Raw genomic sequence first — 16352 nt, forward strand, 5'->3', positions numbered from 1 at the left:
ATGCGGAAAGATCCGATCCGCTGGTGGTATCCGCGGCATTTGCCGCGGTGCAGCCGAAGGCCAAAAGCCCGCCGGCAAAGAGGGTGCCAAGCAGCCCCCGGTGAAGGTTGGAACTCATGATGATGTCTCCTGAAAAGTTGAAGTCGGGCGCTTGTCAGCTGCCCGTAGGGCCACGTTCTGCCAACGAAAGGGCAGACGGGACTCAACTAGTCAGGAGAGGAACCGGGGTCGTACGACACCGGTGAGGGGGCATGCTCAGTGGCTTCGCCGGCCAGGACAAGGCCATTGAAGGGAAGGTCAAAGCTAAAGGGGGTCAGCCACGCCGCTGAACCTGAGGACGCCGAAGAGGACGCGCCGCTGCCCGAGCCGGAGCCGGGAACAGCAGGGTTTTGCACAGGCACGGGCGAATGGTCGGCAGTGCCGGGCTGCTGTGCAGCCTGGCCAGCTCCGGTCAGCTCAGTCCATGGAAATACGGAAGTGCCAGCGAGGGATGCGACGCCAACAGCTATGGCCGGAGCACTGGGAACACCGGATGCGTCCGTGGAGGCGCTCCCTGCAGGAGTTGGTTCTTCCACTGATTCACTGACGGTTGCCCTGACCGCACCAAATACAGGGGCATCAGCTGCAACCTGGGACAACTCGTCGCCAATGCCCGTCCCGGGCAGATCAGGAACCCGAACGGGTAGAGGGGACGTGCCCGTCACAAGATCGGCAACTGGGTCCAGAACCGGCTCGAGGACGGGAACGGCCTCTGCAACCGGCGGAACAACCACTTCAACCACAGCTGTGGTGGCTCCATCAGCAACTTCGGCGATGGGAGCAGAAACAGCAGAAACCGTTCCGGCCGGAACCACATGGCTCACTACCGGAACGGAGGACACAAGGTTGTCGGCGAGCTTCGCGACGGGGGCCACCACAGGTTGAAGTAGCCCGGCCTTCGGCGCGGGTGCGGGAAGCGGCACGGGCACCGCCGAAGCAGGAGCCGGAGCGGCCAAAGCGGGCACCGGGGTGGCCACCTTGTCCGCCACCGAAGAGACTGAACTGGTTACACCGCCCACAAGGGACGTTGTATCCGAAAGGGCGTCAGCAGAGGCAGCTGTGGACGAAAGTGTCAGCCAGCTGACTGCGGCCGCCCCGGCAAGGAGTACTGGCCTGAGGACACGCCACGGGGAGCGAGCTTCACCCATGCGTACCACCCCCAGTACTGGTCCATTCGACGACGTCTACAGCGTAAGACTGGATGTTGCAGGAAGTCTAGAGCGAACTAAAACAATTCGACAAAAACGGTAATGGCAGAAGCCATCCACCACCATTACTGGCTCCGTATGTCATGTTCTTGACTCCGGTGCCACCGAAAACACCATGCTCAACTATCTTCCGTGGCTGTCGTTCGGGTACGTCACTCCGAGTTGGGCGCGGACGCCGTCAAAGAGACGCATGGTGTTCAGCGAATCTTCCAGGGGCATGACAGGACTCTCGGTCAGGCCCTGCTGAATACACCGCGTGACCTCGCGAAGTTCGTAGGTGTACCCCTTGCCCACCACGTCGAATGCTTCCGTCCGGCGCTCCTCCCACCCCTTTGCGACGGTAAGTTCGCGCGGGTTGTTGATGGATCCCACGCTCTGCAGGAAGCCGAGGCTTCCCGCAACGGTGGCGATGCGCGGGCCGTGGGACAGCAGCGACGAGGTGAGCTGGACCTGGGCTCCGTGGTTGTAACCCAGGGTCATGGCGTTCTGCGCGTCGACGCCGTCGTCGTTCAGGAACCCGGTGGCGCTGACGGTTTGCGGGAAGCCAAGGGTTCCGAGCGCCCACAGCAGCGGGTAGACGGCGATATCGAGCAGCGCCCCACCGCCGTCCTGCCGGGCCCAGAGCCTGGAGGTGGGGGAGTACGGTGCAGGGAAGCCGAGGTCGGCGCTCACCCAATGGATGTCGCCGAGTTCGCCGGATGCGGCAATGTCGAACGCGCGCTGCATGCTGGGCAGGAAACGGCTCCAGACCGCCTCCATCAGGAAGAGCTTCCGGCTGCGGGCGACGTCGATGAGTTCGGCGGCCTCGCGCGCGTTGATGGTGAAGGCCTTCTCGCAGAGAACGTGCTTGCCGGCGTTCAGTGCGGCGAGGACTATTTCATGGTGCTGCGCATGGGGAGTCGCGACATAGACAACATCCACCGCCTCATCGGCGAGCAGCCGCTGGTAGCCGCGCAGGCCGCCGTCGTCCCCGTACGCCTTGGAAAAGTCGTAGGCAACGGCAAAAGCGTCCGCGGTATCCTGCGCTCGGGAACTGACGGCGTACAGCTCTGCGTCGGCCAGCAATGCGAGGTCCTGGGCGACGGAACGGGCGATGCCGCCGGTGGCGATGACACCCCACCGCAATGTCTTGCCGGTGGCGGAACGTGGATCCGTGTCGGACTGGCTGGACAGCCACGGTTTGGCGATGGGCGCACTCATGGTCCCCATCCTCTCACCGTCGGTGGGTGGGCGTTGGTGATTAGGCCGTGGCAGCCATGGCAGTACGGTCGCGTACCGGCTCCTCGGTCAGCTTGCCCTGCTGCAGCCTGAAGCGGCGGTCCGTCTTGTTGAGCAGTGACTTGGTACAAGCTGTGTTTGGGCTGTGAAGAACTCTTGACAGCTGAGTCACACGACGCGTAAGTATTAAGTGACTTCTAGAAACCGCTTTCTCGAAGGAACGATCTTCCCCCTTTATCCGAACCCACCGAGGCATGTGGGCTGTTTGGCATGCCGGAAAAAAGGCCAATGACGTCCCAAATTCGTACTACCGCACGCCCTATTACTTTCGGCAGACTGCGCCGAACCGCAGGCATCGCCGCTTCAGCATCTGTTCTGGCACTCGCCGCGGGCCTGGCCTCCATCTCTCCCGCAACTGCCAGCTCTGCCCCTACCGGCGGAGGCATCATTCGCCCGGACGATGCTGCACCCACCGGCTGGGCCGCCGTCGGACGCGCCACGAACGGCGGGGCAGGTGCACCGGCCGAAAATCGATACGAGGTCAGCACGCTGGCGGGCCTTAAGGCCGCATTGGCCAACCACGGCGACCCAACCGCAGCCAAAATCATCTATATCAACGGAACTATTGACGGGAACCAGACACCGGACGGCCGCATCCTCGGCGAGCAGGACTACGCCGCTGGATACGACATCCACAAGTACATGTCCTGCTTCGGCCCGGAGGGCAAGGTATGGGAGCGACCAGACCTTTGACTACTGCAAAAAGCAGCGCCAGCTGCGCCAGACCGGCAGCAACAACATGAAGCGGCAGATCGAAGTTAGCCTGCCCAGCAACACGACGCTGATCGGCGTGGGCGCTGATTCCGGATTTGTCGGGGCCAACATCGTCATCCTGAGTGCCACCAACGTGGTGATGCGCAACCTGAGCGTGGAGGCGCCCGTGGACTTCTTCAGCACCTGGTCGCCGGATGACGGGGACGGCGCCTGGAACGCCCGCTTCGACGCCGTCTCCTCCGTGACCTCCGACCATCTCTGGATCGACCACGTCCGGCTCAGCGACGGCCGGTACCCGGACAGTGAGGCCCCGCTGGGACCGAACGGCAAGCCCGCCAACCGGCATGACGGCCTGCTGGACCTGAAGGACGGCACCGACTTTGTGACCATCTCCAACAGCAAGCTGGCCAACCACGACAAAACCATGCTGTTGGGATCCGGTGACGAACACGTGGACAAGGACGGTGGCAAGCTGCGCGTCAGCTACATTGGGAACCACTTCGAGAACATCCAGCAGCGCGGGCCTCGCGTGCGCTTCGGCCAGGTCCACGTCCTTAACAACTACTTCGTGGGCAGCACGGACCACCCTCAATACCCCATGGTCAGTGAAGGTCAGGGCGGGAACAGCTACTTCCTTGGCGCGGGATACGAGTCCCGGATCTTCTCTGAGGGCAATGCGTTCGATTACTCCGGACCCGGTGCCGATCCCACCGTCATGGTGAGCAGCTACAACGGGCATCGCTTCAGCGACACCGGCTCCTGGTTCAACGGAGCCGATGCGGACCTGAACTCGGTGGCCCGGGCGTCCTTCGAGCAAAACCGGGCAGAGGCTCTGGCGGAAGCAGAACTTTCCGGCACGTCCGCCCCCGACTGGACCGGCTGGGACTTCACCACCGACGTCGGCTGGAACCCCGCGGACGCCTACAGCTACAAAGCCTTCACCACGCCGCAGTCAGTCCGGAACCACGCGCTGCAGTTCACTGGCCCCGGTGTGCTGACGGTCAAGCGGTAATTCCGCCCACGTTCCAACAGACGCAGGGAAGCCCGGTCCCTTACTGATGTGCTCAGAAAGGGACCGGGCTTCTCGCGTGGAGTTGGCTACTTGGTGATCGGGCCGAGTACCGGATCGTCGGTGTAGGCAGTCTTCACGTTCGCGGAGGTAACGATGACCGGCTCCAGCAGGTAGGCCGGGACTGTCTTGACGCCGTTGTTGTAGGAATCCTTGTCGTTGATTTCCAGCTCCTTGCCGGCCTGGAGGTCTTTCGCCATGGTGATGGCGTGCTCAACGAGCTTGCGGGTGTCCTTGTTGATTGTGGAGTACTGCTCGCCAGCCAGGATCGACTTGACCGACTCTACTTCGGAGTCCTGACCGGTGATCACAGGGGTCGGCTTGCCGGCGGCCTTGACGGACGTCAGGATCGAGCGGGCCAGGAGATCGTTGGGTGACAGGACGCCGTCCAGGGATTCTGTGGTGTAGTTGCCGCTGAGCAGGGTGTCAGCGCGGCGCTGGGCGTTCTCGCCCTTCCAGGCCTGGGTGACAGCCTGCTCGAAGCTGGTCTGGCCGGAGAGAACCTTGAGGGTGCCATCGTCAATCTTCGGCTTCAGGACGCTCATGGCGCCATCAAAGAAGACCTTTGCATTGGCATCGTCGGGGGAACCGGCGAACAGTTCGATGTTGTAAGGGCCGTTCGGCTTCTTGGCCTTCAGGCCTTCCAGCAGCGCCTGGCCCTGGAGTTCGCCCACCTTGAAGTTGTCGTAGGCGACGTAGTAGTCCACGTTCTCGGTGTTCAGCAGCAGGCGGTCGTACGCGATGATGGTGGCGCCGGCATCCTTGGCCTGCTTCAGCTGCGTGCCGAGCTGGGTGCCGTCGACAGCGCCCACGATGAGGACCTTGGGGTTCTTCGTGATCATGGCGCTGATCTGGTTCTGCTGCTCGGAAACGCCGGCGTTGGCGAACTGGACGTCAGGCTTGAACCCGGCATCGCTGAGGCCGTCATTGAACAGCTTTTCGGCGAGGACCCAGTTTTCACTGGTCTTCTGGGGAAGTGCGACGGCGATGGCGGCGTCCTGTTCGAACCCGCCGGCGCCTTCGGTCCCGCCACCCGTGGTGGGCTCGGAGCGGCCGCAGCCCGTCAGCGCCAGTGCTGCGATGGCAGCTACCGCTGCTGCCTTTCCTGCTTTACCAGACATTCTCATTGTTGGTTCTCTTTCTCTGTAGTGGTGTAACGCTGTTCAGGCTGCACGGCTCAGGCTTCCCTGGCGATGGCTTCCTTGGTGGAGGTGGTCTCGTCGGGCTGAAGCGGGTTGCTGGGTCCGCCGCCGGCACGGCCGCCGCCGATGTTCTTCATCAGCATGCCGATGAGCGACTTTTTGCCTTGGCTCTTGTTGTAGACGTCGAAGGCAACGGCGATCAGGAGCACGAGGCCCTTGATGATCTGCGTGAGGTCGGCGCCGATGCCGAGGAGCTGCAGGCCGTTGTTCAGCACAGCCATCACCAGGCCACCGATGATGGACCCCACTACGGTGCCCACGCCGCCGGTGACAGCGGCGCCGCCGATGAAGACTGCGGCGATGGCGTCCAGTTCCCAGCCGACGCCGTCGAACGGGCCAGAGGCGGTGGAGCGGCCGACGAAGATCATGCCGGCCAGGCCGGCCAGGATGGACATGTTCATCATGACCAGGAAGTTGACCTTTTTGGACTGGACGCCGGAAAGTTCGGCCGCGTGGCGGTTGCCACCCACGGCATACACATGCCGGCCGAGGATGGTGCGGGAGGAGATAAAGCCGTAGACCAGGACCAGGACCGCGAGGATCAGGCCGGGGATGGGGAAGGAGGTGCCCGGACGGCCGGTGGCGAACAGGTATGTGGCGTACAGGATGGCGCCGCCGATCAGGACCAGCTTGAGGGCAGTCACCCACATTTCGGGGACTTCGGCACCGAGAGCCTTGGCACGTGCCCGGGAGCGGAGTTCGCCGACGACGACAAATGCGGTGGCGGCGATGCCCAGCAGGAGCGTGAGGTTGTTGAATCCGGTGTCGGGTCCCACCTCGGGGAGGTAGCCGGCGCCCAGGTACTGGAAGTCGTTGGGGACCGGGATGGTGTTGGACTTGCCCACGAACTGGTTGAAGCCGCGGAACAGGAGCATGCCGGCCAGCGTCACGATGAAGGCCGGGATTCCCACGTACGCCGTCCACCAGCCTTGCCAGGCTCCGATCAGCGCACCAAGCAACAGCCCCAGCAGTACGCCCGCGTACCAGGGGATGCCCCAGTCGCGGATGGCCAGGGCAACGGTGACGCCCACGAACGCGGCCACGGAACCTACGGAGAGGTCGATGTGCCCGGCGATGATCACCAGGACCATGCCGATGGCCAGGATCAGGATGTAGGAGTTGCCGTTGAAGAGGTTGATGACGTTGCCGGGGGTGAGGGTGCGGCCGTCGGTGGCGATCTGGAAGAAGATGATCAGTGCAACCAGGGCGAAGATCATGCCGAATTGGCGGGTGTTGCCGCCAAACAGCTTTTTGAGGGCGTTCATGGTGTCAGTCCTTGTGTCCGGAAGGTTCTGGAGTGATCCAGAGGGTCAGGCGGCTTCGGCTTTGCGGGCGGAGGTCATCAGTTTCATCAGGCTTTCCTGGCTGGCCTCTTCTTTGGTCAGGACACCGGTAACGGCGCCTTCGAAGATCGTGTAGATGCGGTCCGAGAGGCCCAGGAGTTCGGGGAGCTCCGAGGAGATGACGATCACTCCCTTGCCCTGGTTGGCGAGCTGCTGGATGATGCCGTAGATCTCGTACTTGGCCCCGACGTCGATGCCGCGGGTTGGCTCGTCCAGGATCAGCAGGTCGGGGTCCGTGAACATCCATTTGGCGAGGACCACCTTTTGCTGGTTGCCGCCGGAGAGCTTGGCCACGCCTTCCTCAACCGAGGGGGTCTTGGTCCGGAGCGACTTGCGGTACTGCTCCGCGACCGTGAATTCCTGGTTCGGGTCCACCACGGAGTTGCGGCTGATTTTGCGCAGGTTGGCCGCCACGGTGGTGGTCTTGATGTCATCCAGAAGGTTCAGTCCTAGGGACTTGCGGTCCTCGGTAACGTAACCGAGGCCGGCGTCGATGGCCTGGCGGACCGACTTGAGGGTGATCTCCTTGCCGTCCTTGTAGATGTGGCCGTTGATGAACCGGCCGTAGGACCGGCCGAAGACTGACCGGGCCAGTTCGGTGCGGCCGGCGCCCATGAGCCCTGCGAAGCCGACGATTTCGCCCCGGCGGACGAAGAAGCTGGAGTTTTTGCAGACCAGCCTGTCCTGGACGTTGGGGTGGGCCACGGTCCAGTCCTTGACCTCGAAGAACACTTCTCCGATCTTGGGCGTGTGGTCCGGGAAGCGTGATTCCAGTGTGCGGCCCACCATGCCCTTGATGATCCGGTCCTCATCCACCCCGTCAGCCTTCACGTTCAGCGTCTCGATGGACTTGCCGTCCCGGATGATGGTGATGGAGTCGGCGATCTGCTCGATCTCGTTGAGCTTGTGCGAAATGATGATGGACGTAATGCCCTTGGCCTTCAGGCCGAGCATCAGGTCCAGCAGGTGCTGGGAATCGGATTCGTTCAGCGCGGCGGTGGGCTCGTCCAGGATGAGGATTTTCACGGACTTGTTCAGGGCCTTGGCGATTTCGACCAGTTGCTGCTTGCCGACGCCGATTTCCTTGATGGGGGTGTCCGGGTCCTCACGGAGGCCCACGCGGGCCAGCAGGTCAAGGGACCGCAGGCGGGCTTCGGCCCAGTTGATGACACCCCGCTTGGTGGGTTCGTTGCCCAGGAAGATGTTCTCCATGATGGAGAGTTCCGGGATCAGCGCCAGTTCCTGGTGGATGATCACGATGCCGGCGTGTTCGCTGGCCCTGATATCCCGGAACTGCTGTACCTGGTTCTGGTAGACGATGTCGCCGTCGTAGCTTCCGTACGGGTACACGCCGGAAAGAACCTTCATCAGGGTGGACTTGCCGGCACCGTTCTCGCCGCAGATCGCGTGGATCTCGCCCGCCTTCACCCGCAGGCTCACGTTGTCCAACGCTTTGACGCCGGGGAATTCCTTGGTGATGGACCGCATCTCCAGGATGATCGGTTCCGTTTGCGTGGTCTGGGACGCCATATGCCCTAACCCTCCAATGCAATGACTTCTTTGTCCGGCCGGCAAAGCGCAGGGCCGTCTGATCCAAAAGTAAACTGGATCACAGCAGTTGTCGTCAAGTCTTTAACGCAATTGCTGGATAACGAAACGGTCTAGGTCTTCCGGATCCCGGCGTGCTGGAAGACCAGGGCCGCGGCGCCCAAAGCTTCCGCACGGTCTCCAAGGGAGGACATGGTGAGTGTTGTGGTCTCCCCGATGACGGGGACGGCATGCCTGACCAGGCCGCGCCGGATGGGTTCCAGCAGGAGGTCGCCCAGCCCGGCCAGCGGTCCTCCCACCACGATCACTTCAGGGTTGATGAGGTTGGCCACGTTGCCCAGGGCGCGGCCGACAGAGAGGCCTGCGTCGTCCACGACGCGGAGCGTGGCAGGGTCCCGGCTGAGGGCTTTCCTGACGATGTCCGCAGGCGTGAGTGGCCGGTCCTCGCCGCGGCTGAGGAGTTCGATCATGGTGGTGGTGGAGGCGATGGTTTCCAGGCAGCCGCGGTTGCCGCATCGGCACACGAGGCCCTGTTCATGGATGGTTGCATGGCCGATTTCACCGGTGATGCCGACGTTCCCGTAGTAGGGGGCGCCGTTGAGGATCAAGCCCGCACCGATGCCTGATCCGATCTTCAGGAACAGCAGGTTGCTGACCCCGGTGTGCTGCCCCCAGGTCACCTCGGACCACGCGCCCAGGTTGGCGTCATTGTCAATAAACACGGGGATTCTCAAGGTTTCCTCAAGGTACTGGAGGATGTTGATCCCCACCCACTCAGGAAGGATGGCACCCTGCGCAACCGTCCCCGTCCGCCTGTCGATCGGCCCGGGAATTCCGACGCCGGCACCCACCACGGCTGACCGGTCAATGCCACTTTCGCGCAGCAGTTTGTCCAGCAGGACCACCGACGCCTGGATGCCCTCTTCTGCCTGGTGGCCGAGGGGGAGCATGACGGATTCCTCCGCAATGACGTGGTAGCTCAGGGAAGCCAGCACCACCCGGAGGTGGCGCCGGCCGAAGTCGATTCCCACAGCCACCGCCCCGTTGCTGTTGAGCCTGACGTTGAGTGCCCTCCGGCCCGAGCTGGTGATCGGTTCGGTGGAGGCCAGTCCGGAATCCAGCATGATTTTGACGATGTTGGAGACGGTGGCGGTGGAGAGTCCCGTCTGCCTGGCCAGCTCGGCCTGGGTGGAGGGTCCGCCCATGAGGGTCTCGATAATCCGTTGCTGGTTCAGCTGCCGCAAGGCGGACTGTGAACCGGGATTTTTCGGCTTGCTCCTCGTTGAGCGCGGGGTTGCGGACATGCTAAGAAGATTGCCCTATCGCTCACCTTGGAGTCAAGAAGTTAACGCATAAGGCATGCCAGGGCCGGTGATGGACGCCGGGACAATGTGGCCAGCTATTCGGCAAGTGAGGTGCAAATGGCCCCGAAAAGCGTCGCGGCCGCTGGCTACGCTGGTTGTAAGGCCCCGGCGAGGGGCCGCCCCAACGACGGAAGGTGGTAGCAGTGCTGCTGGCACTCCTGCAGGCGAACGCCGCGGTCCTTGATCCCGAAGCCAATTGTTCCGTCATTGACGCCGCTGCCCGCTCCGCGTCAGCGGCCGGCGCTGAAGTCCTGGTAACCCCGGAGCTCTTCCCGGTGGGATACGCTCCGCGCCGCGTCCGGGCCGGGCTGGATCCGGCACTCCTGCCGGTGCTCCACGAACGGCTCGCGGACATCGCCCGCCGAAACAGCATCGCGCTGGTGTACAGCCTTCCCCGCATCACCCCTGAGGGGGACTGGCAGATCAGCGCCACTCTTGTGGATACCGATGGCAGCAGCCTGCTCAGCTACGGCAAGGTTCACCTGTTTGGCCCGGATGAAAGGGCGGCCTTTACCCCGGCAACGGAACGCCCCGCCGTCGTGCACTTCCATGGGATACCGACGTCGATGGTGATTTGTTATGACGTGGAGTTTCCCGAAGCCGTGCGTGCCGCGGCTGCGGGCGGCGCTGAACTGCTGCTGGTCCCCACAGCCCTGGCCCACGGATTCGACGACGTTCCCCAGGTGCTGCTGCGGGCCAGGGCGCTCGAAAGCCAGGTCACCATCGCCTACGCCAACCACTCAGGCATTGAGGATGACTGCCGCTTCCTGGGCGGCAGCGTGATCGCCGGTCCGAACGGGAAGCTGCTGGCCGCAGCCGGGGAAGCGCCTGAGCTGCTCTTCGCCGAGGTGGACCCGGATGCAGCCCGGCGTGAGCGGACCACCGTGCCGTACCTGGCCGAGCGCCGCCCGGACCTCTACCGGTCCTGGGACGCCTGACCGCCGCCCGCCACCTCAACCTCATCCGCAGGCGCTGCGGCGTCGACAAACTGCAGGGCAATCCACAACTCGGCCCGGGCTGACGCCTGCCCCAGGTCCATGTCCAGGAGCTCCGCCAGGGCGTTGATCTGGCGGCGGACGCTGTTCCGGTGCAGGCCCAGGTCCTTTGCCGTGGCGTCCCAGTTACCGTTGGCGGCCAGCCAGGACCGGAGGACCTGGAGCTGGGAGTCCCGACGGTCGGGCTCCTGGTCCAGAACCGGTGCCAGGAGCCGGGCGGCCAGCATGGCGCCGGCATCGCCGCCCAGTAAGCCAGTGACGGACCACGTCAGTTCCTCTTCCCGCACAGACTTGCCGGTAGCCGAGGCCCTGGGGCGCAGCGCCGTGGCACTGCGGTAGGCCGCGGCAAGACCCGGGAGTTCCGCGGGCTGCCCGACCACGAGCCGCCAGCCCAGCTGCTCCACCTCCGCCAGCAGCTGCTCATCCACCTTCAGCCGCGTTACCGCAGCGAACCCGTACCCCGTCAGCTCCACCATCTTCGTGTCGAACAGCCGCCGCCACTGGAGCAGCTCCCGGACCGGCCCGTCGGCGGCAGCTGCAGGATCAGTCCGAATGCCCTGCACCACCCGGACCGGCCCGGTCCGGGTTCCGGAAACACTTTGCGCCAACAGATCCCTCATGGCGTTCAGCTCCCTGTTGTTGCCCCCGGCCAGGCTTTCGGGGTGCAGCAGCAAGGCGGTGGCCAGCTGGCTCGGCGCCAGCGAACCGCTGGTCCGCTGCCGGACCAAGAGTTCCAAAAGGCCAACCACAGAGGAGACCACGTTGTTCTGAGCGGGGGTGAGCGGCTTGTCCGCGCCCAGCACCAGGCCGCCGAGCGTTGCGTCCCTGCTGCTCCGCAGGGGATGGCCGAACACCAGCGCCGAGCCGGGTATATCGAATGCCTCTGTTTCAACGCGCGGGCCGCTTCCCGCCAGGAGCCTCTTGAGCAGGGGCTGAAGTGCGGAAAGTTCGACGGCGGCACCCGCCCGGGCGCGCGCCCTCCCGTCTGCTCCGGCCAGCACAGCCCACACCGGAACCCGCTGGGTGAGGGCCGCCAGCAGCTCATGCTCGGGCCGGGCCGAAAGGACGGCCCGCATCAGGTGCCGGTTGGTTTCTGCCAACTGCCTGAACACCTGGGCGTTGCCGGATTCCAGCAGCTTGGAGAACTCGAGTCCGAGGGCGGCGAACGGGACGCTGGCGGGCACTTCGACCAGGGTGAGGCCATGCTCGCGGCACGCGGCCACAAGATCGCCGGGCACAGCATCGTAGTAGGGTTCCAGGCCGAACCCCAGTGCTGCAACCCCGGCAGCGACAAGCCGGCGGACGTAGGCGTCGGCCCCGCTGGCGCGGCTCCTGCCGCGCTCGCCGCCTGCGGTGCCGCCGCCGTCGTTCCTTTCACTGCTGCCGCCGCGGAAAGGCAGGCCGGCGGTCAGTACAAACTCCCCGTCCAGCAGGTACGGCGTGGGATCTTCCAGCTCGCTCGGTTCCACCCAGCGCAGGGGAGTGTGGCCGTTGCCGGCATCGTGCACCACGGCCACCGCCGGAGGCAGCGCGGCCAGGAACTGTCCCAGTGTCACTGCATCCAGCTGAGGGGCTGAATCATCGGCGGGGGCACTGATGGCTGGTGCATTGCGTCTCATGACCAATGACTATAGGTCACTTTGCACACCTCTGAGATACGGCTCACACCCCTACGATGGGGGAGGGGAAACCAGTTCAACCACTCACCGACACGAACGGACGTCAACGATGACTGTGCCTACACTCTCCGGCCAGGCTACGGCCCGCCCGGCCGGCCGTCCCACCCTCGGCGCGCAGCTGCTGCGCCGCAAACCGATCGCCCAAATGGTCAGCGAGGCTGACTCCAGCCAGGGCGGGCCCCGCCTGGTCCGGAGCTTTGGCGTCCTGCAGCTGACCATGATCTCCGTGGGTGCGACGCTGGGCACCGGCATCCTGGTGATCCTGGGCGAATCCGTCCCGCTGGCGGGACCTGCCATCTGGATCTCCTTCGCCATCGCCGGCCTCGCTGCCCTGCTGTCAGCGGTCTCCTACGCCGAGATGGCGGGCCTGGTTCCGGTGTCGGGCTCAAGCTACTCCTACACCTACGCCACCATGGGCGAGGGGATGGCATGGATCTGCGGCTGGTGCCTGGTGCTGGAATATGCAGTGTCCGTTGCGGCCGTTGCTGTCGGCGCCGGACAGTACGTGAACGAAGCCCTGTCCGTGTTCGGCTCGGTGCTGCCGGACGCCTTCTCCCAGCCGCCGGGCGACGGCGGAATGGTCAACATCCCCGCCATGGTGATCGTGGTGCTCGCCACCGTCCTCCTGGTCCGGGGCGCCAAGGAGAGCGCCTGGATCAACACCTCCATCGTGGTGGTCAAGGTAGGAATCCTGCTCTTCTTCTGTGCCGTCGCCTTCAGCGCCTTCAACGCCGGAAACTTCGAGCCGCTGCTGCCCATGGGAGCCGCTGGCGTCTCGGCCGCAGCTTCACGCGTCTTCTTCTCCTACATCGGCTTCGACGCCGCCTCCACCGCGGGCGAAGAAGCACGCAACCCCAAGCGGGACCTGCCGCGCGCCATCATGCTCTCCATGCTGATCGTCACCACCATCTACGTCCTGGTGGCCGTGGCCGCGATCGGCGCCCGCCCCTGGGGCTGGTTCGACGGAACCGAAGCGGCCCTGGTGAAGATCCTCGAAGAGACCACCGGACAGCCCTGGATTGCCCTGGTCTTCGCGGTCGGCGCCGTCCTCGCCATCGCCAGCATCGTCCTGACGGTCCTCTACGGCCAGACCCGCATCCTGTTGTCCATGGCCCGCGACGGCCTCATCCCCGCGATCTTCGGCCGCGTCTCCCGCCGGACCGGCACCCCGGTGGCCGGTACGCTCCTGGTGGGAACCGCCGTCGCGCTCACCGCCGGACTGGTCCCGCTGGGTGCACTGGCGGACGCCACCAGCATCGGCACCCTGTTCGCGTTCGCGCTGGTGAATGTTGCGGTCATCTACCTCCGCCGGACGCGTCCGGAACTGGAGCGGACCTTCCGGGTGCCGTTCTTCCCGCTCACGCCGATTCTCGGCGCCCTGATGTGCGGCTACCTCATGGCAAACCTCGGAGCCGACACTTGGATGACCTTCGCCGTCTGGATGCTGGTGGGCCTGGCCGCCTACTTCGGCTACGGACGCCGGAACTCCAGGGTGGCGGCGCTGGGCAACGAGGAATACCTTGAGTTGTCCGCCCGGTCCGCCACGACCCAACCCGCCACGCCCCAAGCCTCCAAGTCCTGACCCTCCACAGCAACCCATCGACGCCCCGAACCAACAAAGGCAGACACTTCCATGACCATCGCCACCGAACTTCCGGCCTCCGATCCGTCCAGTACGTCCTCCCTGGCGCCGGGCGTGCCTGGCCGGCGTCCCGGAGAGCAGACGGCGCCCATCACCATGCTCAACCCGGACTTTCCGTTCAGCTACGACCACTACCTGGCACACCCGGACGGGCTGGGCTCGCTGCCGGCCGAGATGCTCGGAACCGAGGTTGCCGTTATTGGTGCGGGACTGTCCGGCCTGGTCACGGCGTATGAACTGATGAAGCTGGGACTGCGTCCGGTGGTGTACGAAGCCGACCGGATCGGCGGGCGCCTCCGTACAGCCGCCTTCCCCGCCGCGCCGGGCGTGGTGGCGGATCTGGGCGGCATGCGCTTCCCGGTCTCCGGCAGGGCCTTCTACCATTACGTGGACCTGCTGGGCCTGGACACCCAGGAATTCCCCAACCCGCTCGCCGACGCTACCTCCAGCACCGTGATCGAACTGGCCGGGCAGAAGCACTATGCGGAAAAGCCGAGCGACCTTCCGCCGTTCTTCCGCGAGGTTGCGGACGCCTGGAAGGCGGCCGTCAATGACGGTGCCAAGTTCGCGGAGATGCAGGATGCCATCCGTGCCCGGGACACGGCCCGGATCAAGGAACTCTGGAACGAACTGCTGCCACTGATGGACGAGCAGACCTTCTACGGGTTCATCGCCGCCAGCGAGTCCTTTAAGAAGGCGGGGTTTGCGCACCGCGAAGCGTTCGGACAGGTTGGCTTCGGCACCGGCGGATGGGACACCGACTTCCCCAATTCCATCCTGGAGATCCTGCGCGTGGTCTATACGGACGCAGACGACCAGCACCGCCTCATCAGCGGGGGAGCGCAAAGGCTGCCCGAGGCACTCTGGCAGCATTCGCCGTCGGACATGCGGCACTGGCCGGAGGGAACGTCCCTGTCCTCACTGCACTCCGGTTCACCCCGCGGGGCGGTCGGAAAAATCAGCCGCGACCCGGACGGGAACCTGCGGGTCCGTGAACGCTGGGGCCGCGAAGCCAGCTACCCCGCGGTGGTGACGACGTGCCAGTCCTGGCTGCTGTCCACCCGGATCCACACCGAGGAGGCCCTGTTCCCGGCCGAGCTGTGGACCGCCATCGAGCGCTCGCACTACATGCAGTCCTCCAAGACCTTCGTGATGGTGGACCGGCCGTTCTGGAAGGACATCGATCCGGAGACCGGCAACGAGGTCCTGTCCATGACCCTGACGGACCGCCTCAACCGGGCGACGTACCTGCTGGACAACGGGCCGGACCAGCCCGCCGTCATCCTGCTGTCCTACACATGGAACGACGACGCCCTGAAGTGGCTCGCGCTGGACGCCGATGAGCGCGTGGAACTGATGCTGCACTCGCTCGAGCAGATCTACCCCGGCGTGGACATCGCCAGCCACATCGTGGGCCAGCCCATCACCGTGTCCTGGGAAGCGGATCCCAACTTCATGGGCGCCTTCAAGGCCAACCTGCCGGGACACTACCGCTACCAGCAGCGGCTCTTCACGCACTTCAAGCAGGATGCCCTGCCTGAATCCCAGCGCGGCATCTTCCTGGCCGGCGACGACGTGTCCTTCACCGCCGGCTGGGCCGAAGGGGCAGTGACCACTGGCCTAAACGCAGTGTGGGGCGTCGTGAACCACCTGGGCGGCTCTTCCGCGCCGGGCAATCCGGGGCCGGGCGACCTGCTGGACGCGATCGGGCCCATCTCGTTGGACTAGGAGTGCAGCTCCCGGTGCGCTGCGGCCAGCTCAACGTACCGGGAAGCGTTGGCGCGTACGCCGTCGTACTCCTCGTCGCTCAGTTCGCGGCGCACTTTGCCGGGAACGCCGGCCACCAGTGAGCGGGGCGGCACAACCGTGCCCTCAAGGACGACGGCGCCGGCCGCCACGAGCGAGCCGGTGCCGATCACTGCGCCGTTGAGGACGGTTGCGCCCATGCCGATGAGGCAGTCGTCCTCCACCGTGCAGCCATGCACGACGGCGGCGTGCCCCACGCTGACCCGTTCGCCCACCGTGCAGGGGAAGCCGGGATCGGCGTGCAGCACCACGTTGTCCTGGAGGTTGCTGCCAGCCCCGACGGTGATGGCCGCGGTGTCGGCCCGGACGGAGACGCCGTAGAAGGCGCTCGATTCGGGGCCCAGGTTGGCGTTGCCGATGATCGAGGCCGTGGGGGCGACGAAAGCTGAATCGTGGACAGCGGGCGAGTTGCCGGCGAAGGGGTACAGGGGAGCCATGGGCCCAGCCTAGGGCATCCCCGCGCAG

Annotated in this window: 13 protein-coding genes; 5 read left to right on the forward strand and 8 right to left on the reverse strand. The window is 64.9% G+C overall.

All coding sequences use genetic code 11. The annotated features are described in order from the left end of the window. Nucleotides 1-206 precede the first annotated feature (206 nt). The gene (locus P2Q66_RS04200; protein ID WP_275725849.1) at nt 207-1187 is read right to left on the reverse strand and encodes a hypothetical protein; all 981 of its coding nucleotides are present in this window, start codon (nt 1185-1187) and stop codon (nt 207-209) included. A 183-nt stretch (nt 1188-1370) separates the two neighbouring features. Next, nucleotides 1371-2447 (reverse strand): Gfo/Idh/MocA family oxidoreductase, encoded by a 1077-nt coding sequence (locus P2Q66_RS04205; protein WP_275725851.1) that lies wholly within the window; start codon nt 2445-2447, stop codon nt 1371-1373. 306 nt (nt 2448-2753) lie between these two features. Between P2Q66_RS04205 and P2Q66_RS04210 the strand changes: the two genes are divergently transcribed. Both P2Q66_RS04210 and P2Q66_RS04215 read left to right on the forward strand, forming a co-directional pair. Next, entirely contained in the window at nt 2754-3218 is a 465-nt protein-coding gene (locus P2Q66_RS04210) for a hypothetical protein (protein WP_275725853.1), read from the forward strand. 46 nt (nt 3219-3264) lie between these two features. Further along, the gene (locus tag P2Q66_RS04215; protein WP_275725856.1) at nt 3265-4251 is read left to right on the forward strand and encodes a polysaccharide lyase family 1 protein; all 987 of its coding nucleotides are present in this window, start codon (nt 3265-3267) and stop codon (nt 4249-4251) included. An 86-nt stretch (nt 4252-4337) separates the two neighbouring features. On the opposite strand, the gene P2Q66_RS04220 is transcribed toward P2Q66_RS04215, so the two are convergent. From P2Q66_RS04220 to P2Q66_RS04235, 4 genes are all read right to left on the reverse strand, one after another. Next, nucleotides 4338-5435, reverse strand: coding sequence for a sugar-binding protein (locus P2Q66_RS04220; protein WP_115524413.1), 1098 nt, complete (start codon nt 5433-5435; stop codon nt 4338-4340). Between the two features lie 50 nt (nt 5436-5485). Then, nucleotides 5486-6775, reverse strand: coding sequence for a multiple monosaccharide ABC transporter permease (gene mmsB / locus P2Q66_RS04225; RefSeq protein WP_115524412.1), 1290 nt, complete (start codon nt 6773-6775; stop codon nt 5486-5488). 45 nt (nt 6776-6820) lie between these two features. Then, nucleotides 6821-8383 (reverse strand): multiple monosaccharide ABC transporter ATP-binding protein, encoded by a 1563-nt coding sequence (mmsA, locus tag P2Q66_RS04230; RefSeq protein ID WP_115524411.1) that lies wholly within the window; start codon nt 8381-8383, stop codon nt 6821-6823. Between the two features lie 131 nt (nt 8384-8514). Next, nucleotides 8515-9705: an ROK family transcriptional regulator gene (locus P2Q66_RS04235; protein WP_115524410.1), complete on the reverse strand. Its 1191-nt coding sequence runs from the start codon at nt 9703-9705 to the stop codon at nt 8515-8517. Nucleotides 9706-9908: 203 nt separating this feature from the next. On the opposite strand from P2Q66_RS04235, the gene P2Q66_RS04240 reads away from it, so the two are divergent. Further along, nucleotides 9909-10703 (forward strand): nitrilase-related carbon-nitrogen hydrolase, encoded by a 795-nt coding sequence (locus P2Q66_RS04240; protein ID WP_275725861.1) that lies wholly within the window; start codon nt 9909-9911, stop codon nt 10701-10703. Here the strand turns inward: P2Q66_RS04240 and P2Q66_RS04245 are convergent. Beyond that, nucleotides 10682-12379, reverse strand: a complete 1698-nt coding sequence (locus tag P2Q66_RS04245) for a PucR family transcriptional regulator (RefSeq protein WP_275725864.1) — start codon at nt 12377-12379, stop codon at nt 10682-10684. The genes P2Q66_RS04240 and P2Q66_RS04245 overlap by 22 nt on opposite strands. 109 nt (nt 12380-12488) lie before the next feature. Here P2Q66_RS04245 and P2Q66_RS04250 point away from each other — a divergent pair, with 109 nt between their 5' ends. Further along, nucleotides 12489-14021, forward strand: coding sequence for an amino acid permease (locus P2Q66_RS04250; protein WP_275725866.1), 1533 nt, complete (start codon nt 12489-12491; stop codon nt 14019-14021). Nucleotides 14022-14072: 51 nt separating this feature from the next. Next, nucleotides 14073-15809 carry an NAD(P)/FAD-dependent oxidoreductase gene (locus tag P2Q66_RS04255; protein ID WP_275725869.1) on the forward strand — a complete coding sequence of 579 codons (1737 nt, stop codon included), beginning with the start codon at nt 14073-14075 and terminating at the stop codon, nt 15807-15809. Here P2Q66_RS04255 and P2Q66_RS04260 read toward each other — a convergent pair. Further along, the gene (locus P2Q66_RS04260) at nt 15806-16324 is read right to left on the reverse strand and encodes a gamma carbonic anhydrase family protein (RefSeq protein WP_275725871.1); all 519 of its coding nucleotides are present in this window, start codon (nt 16322-16324) and stop codon (nt 15806-15808) included. The genes P2Q66_RS04255 and P2Q66_RS04260 overlap by 4 nt on opposite strands. Nucleotides 16325-16352 lie beyond the last annotated feature (28 nt).

Origin of the sequence: Arthrobacter sp. Cr_A7 (assembly GCF_029222765.1) — a bacterium.
Lineage (GTDB): Bacteria > Actinomycetota > Actinomycetes > Actinomycetales > Micrococcaceae > Arthrobacter.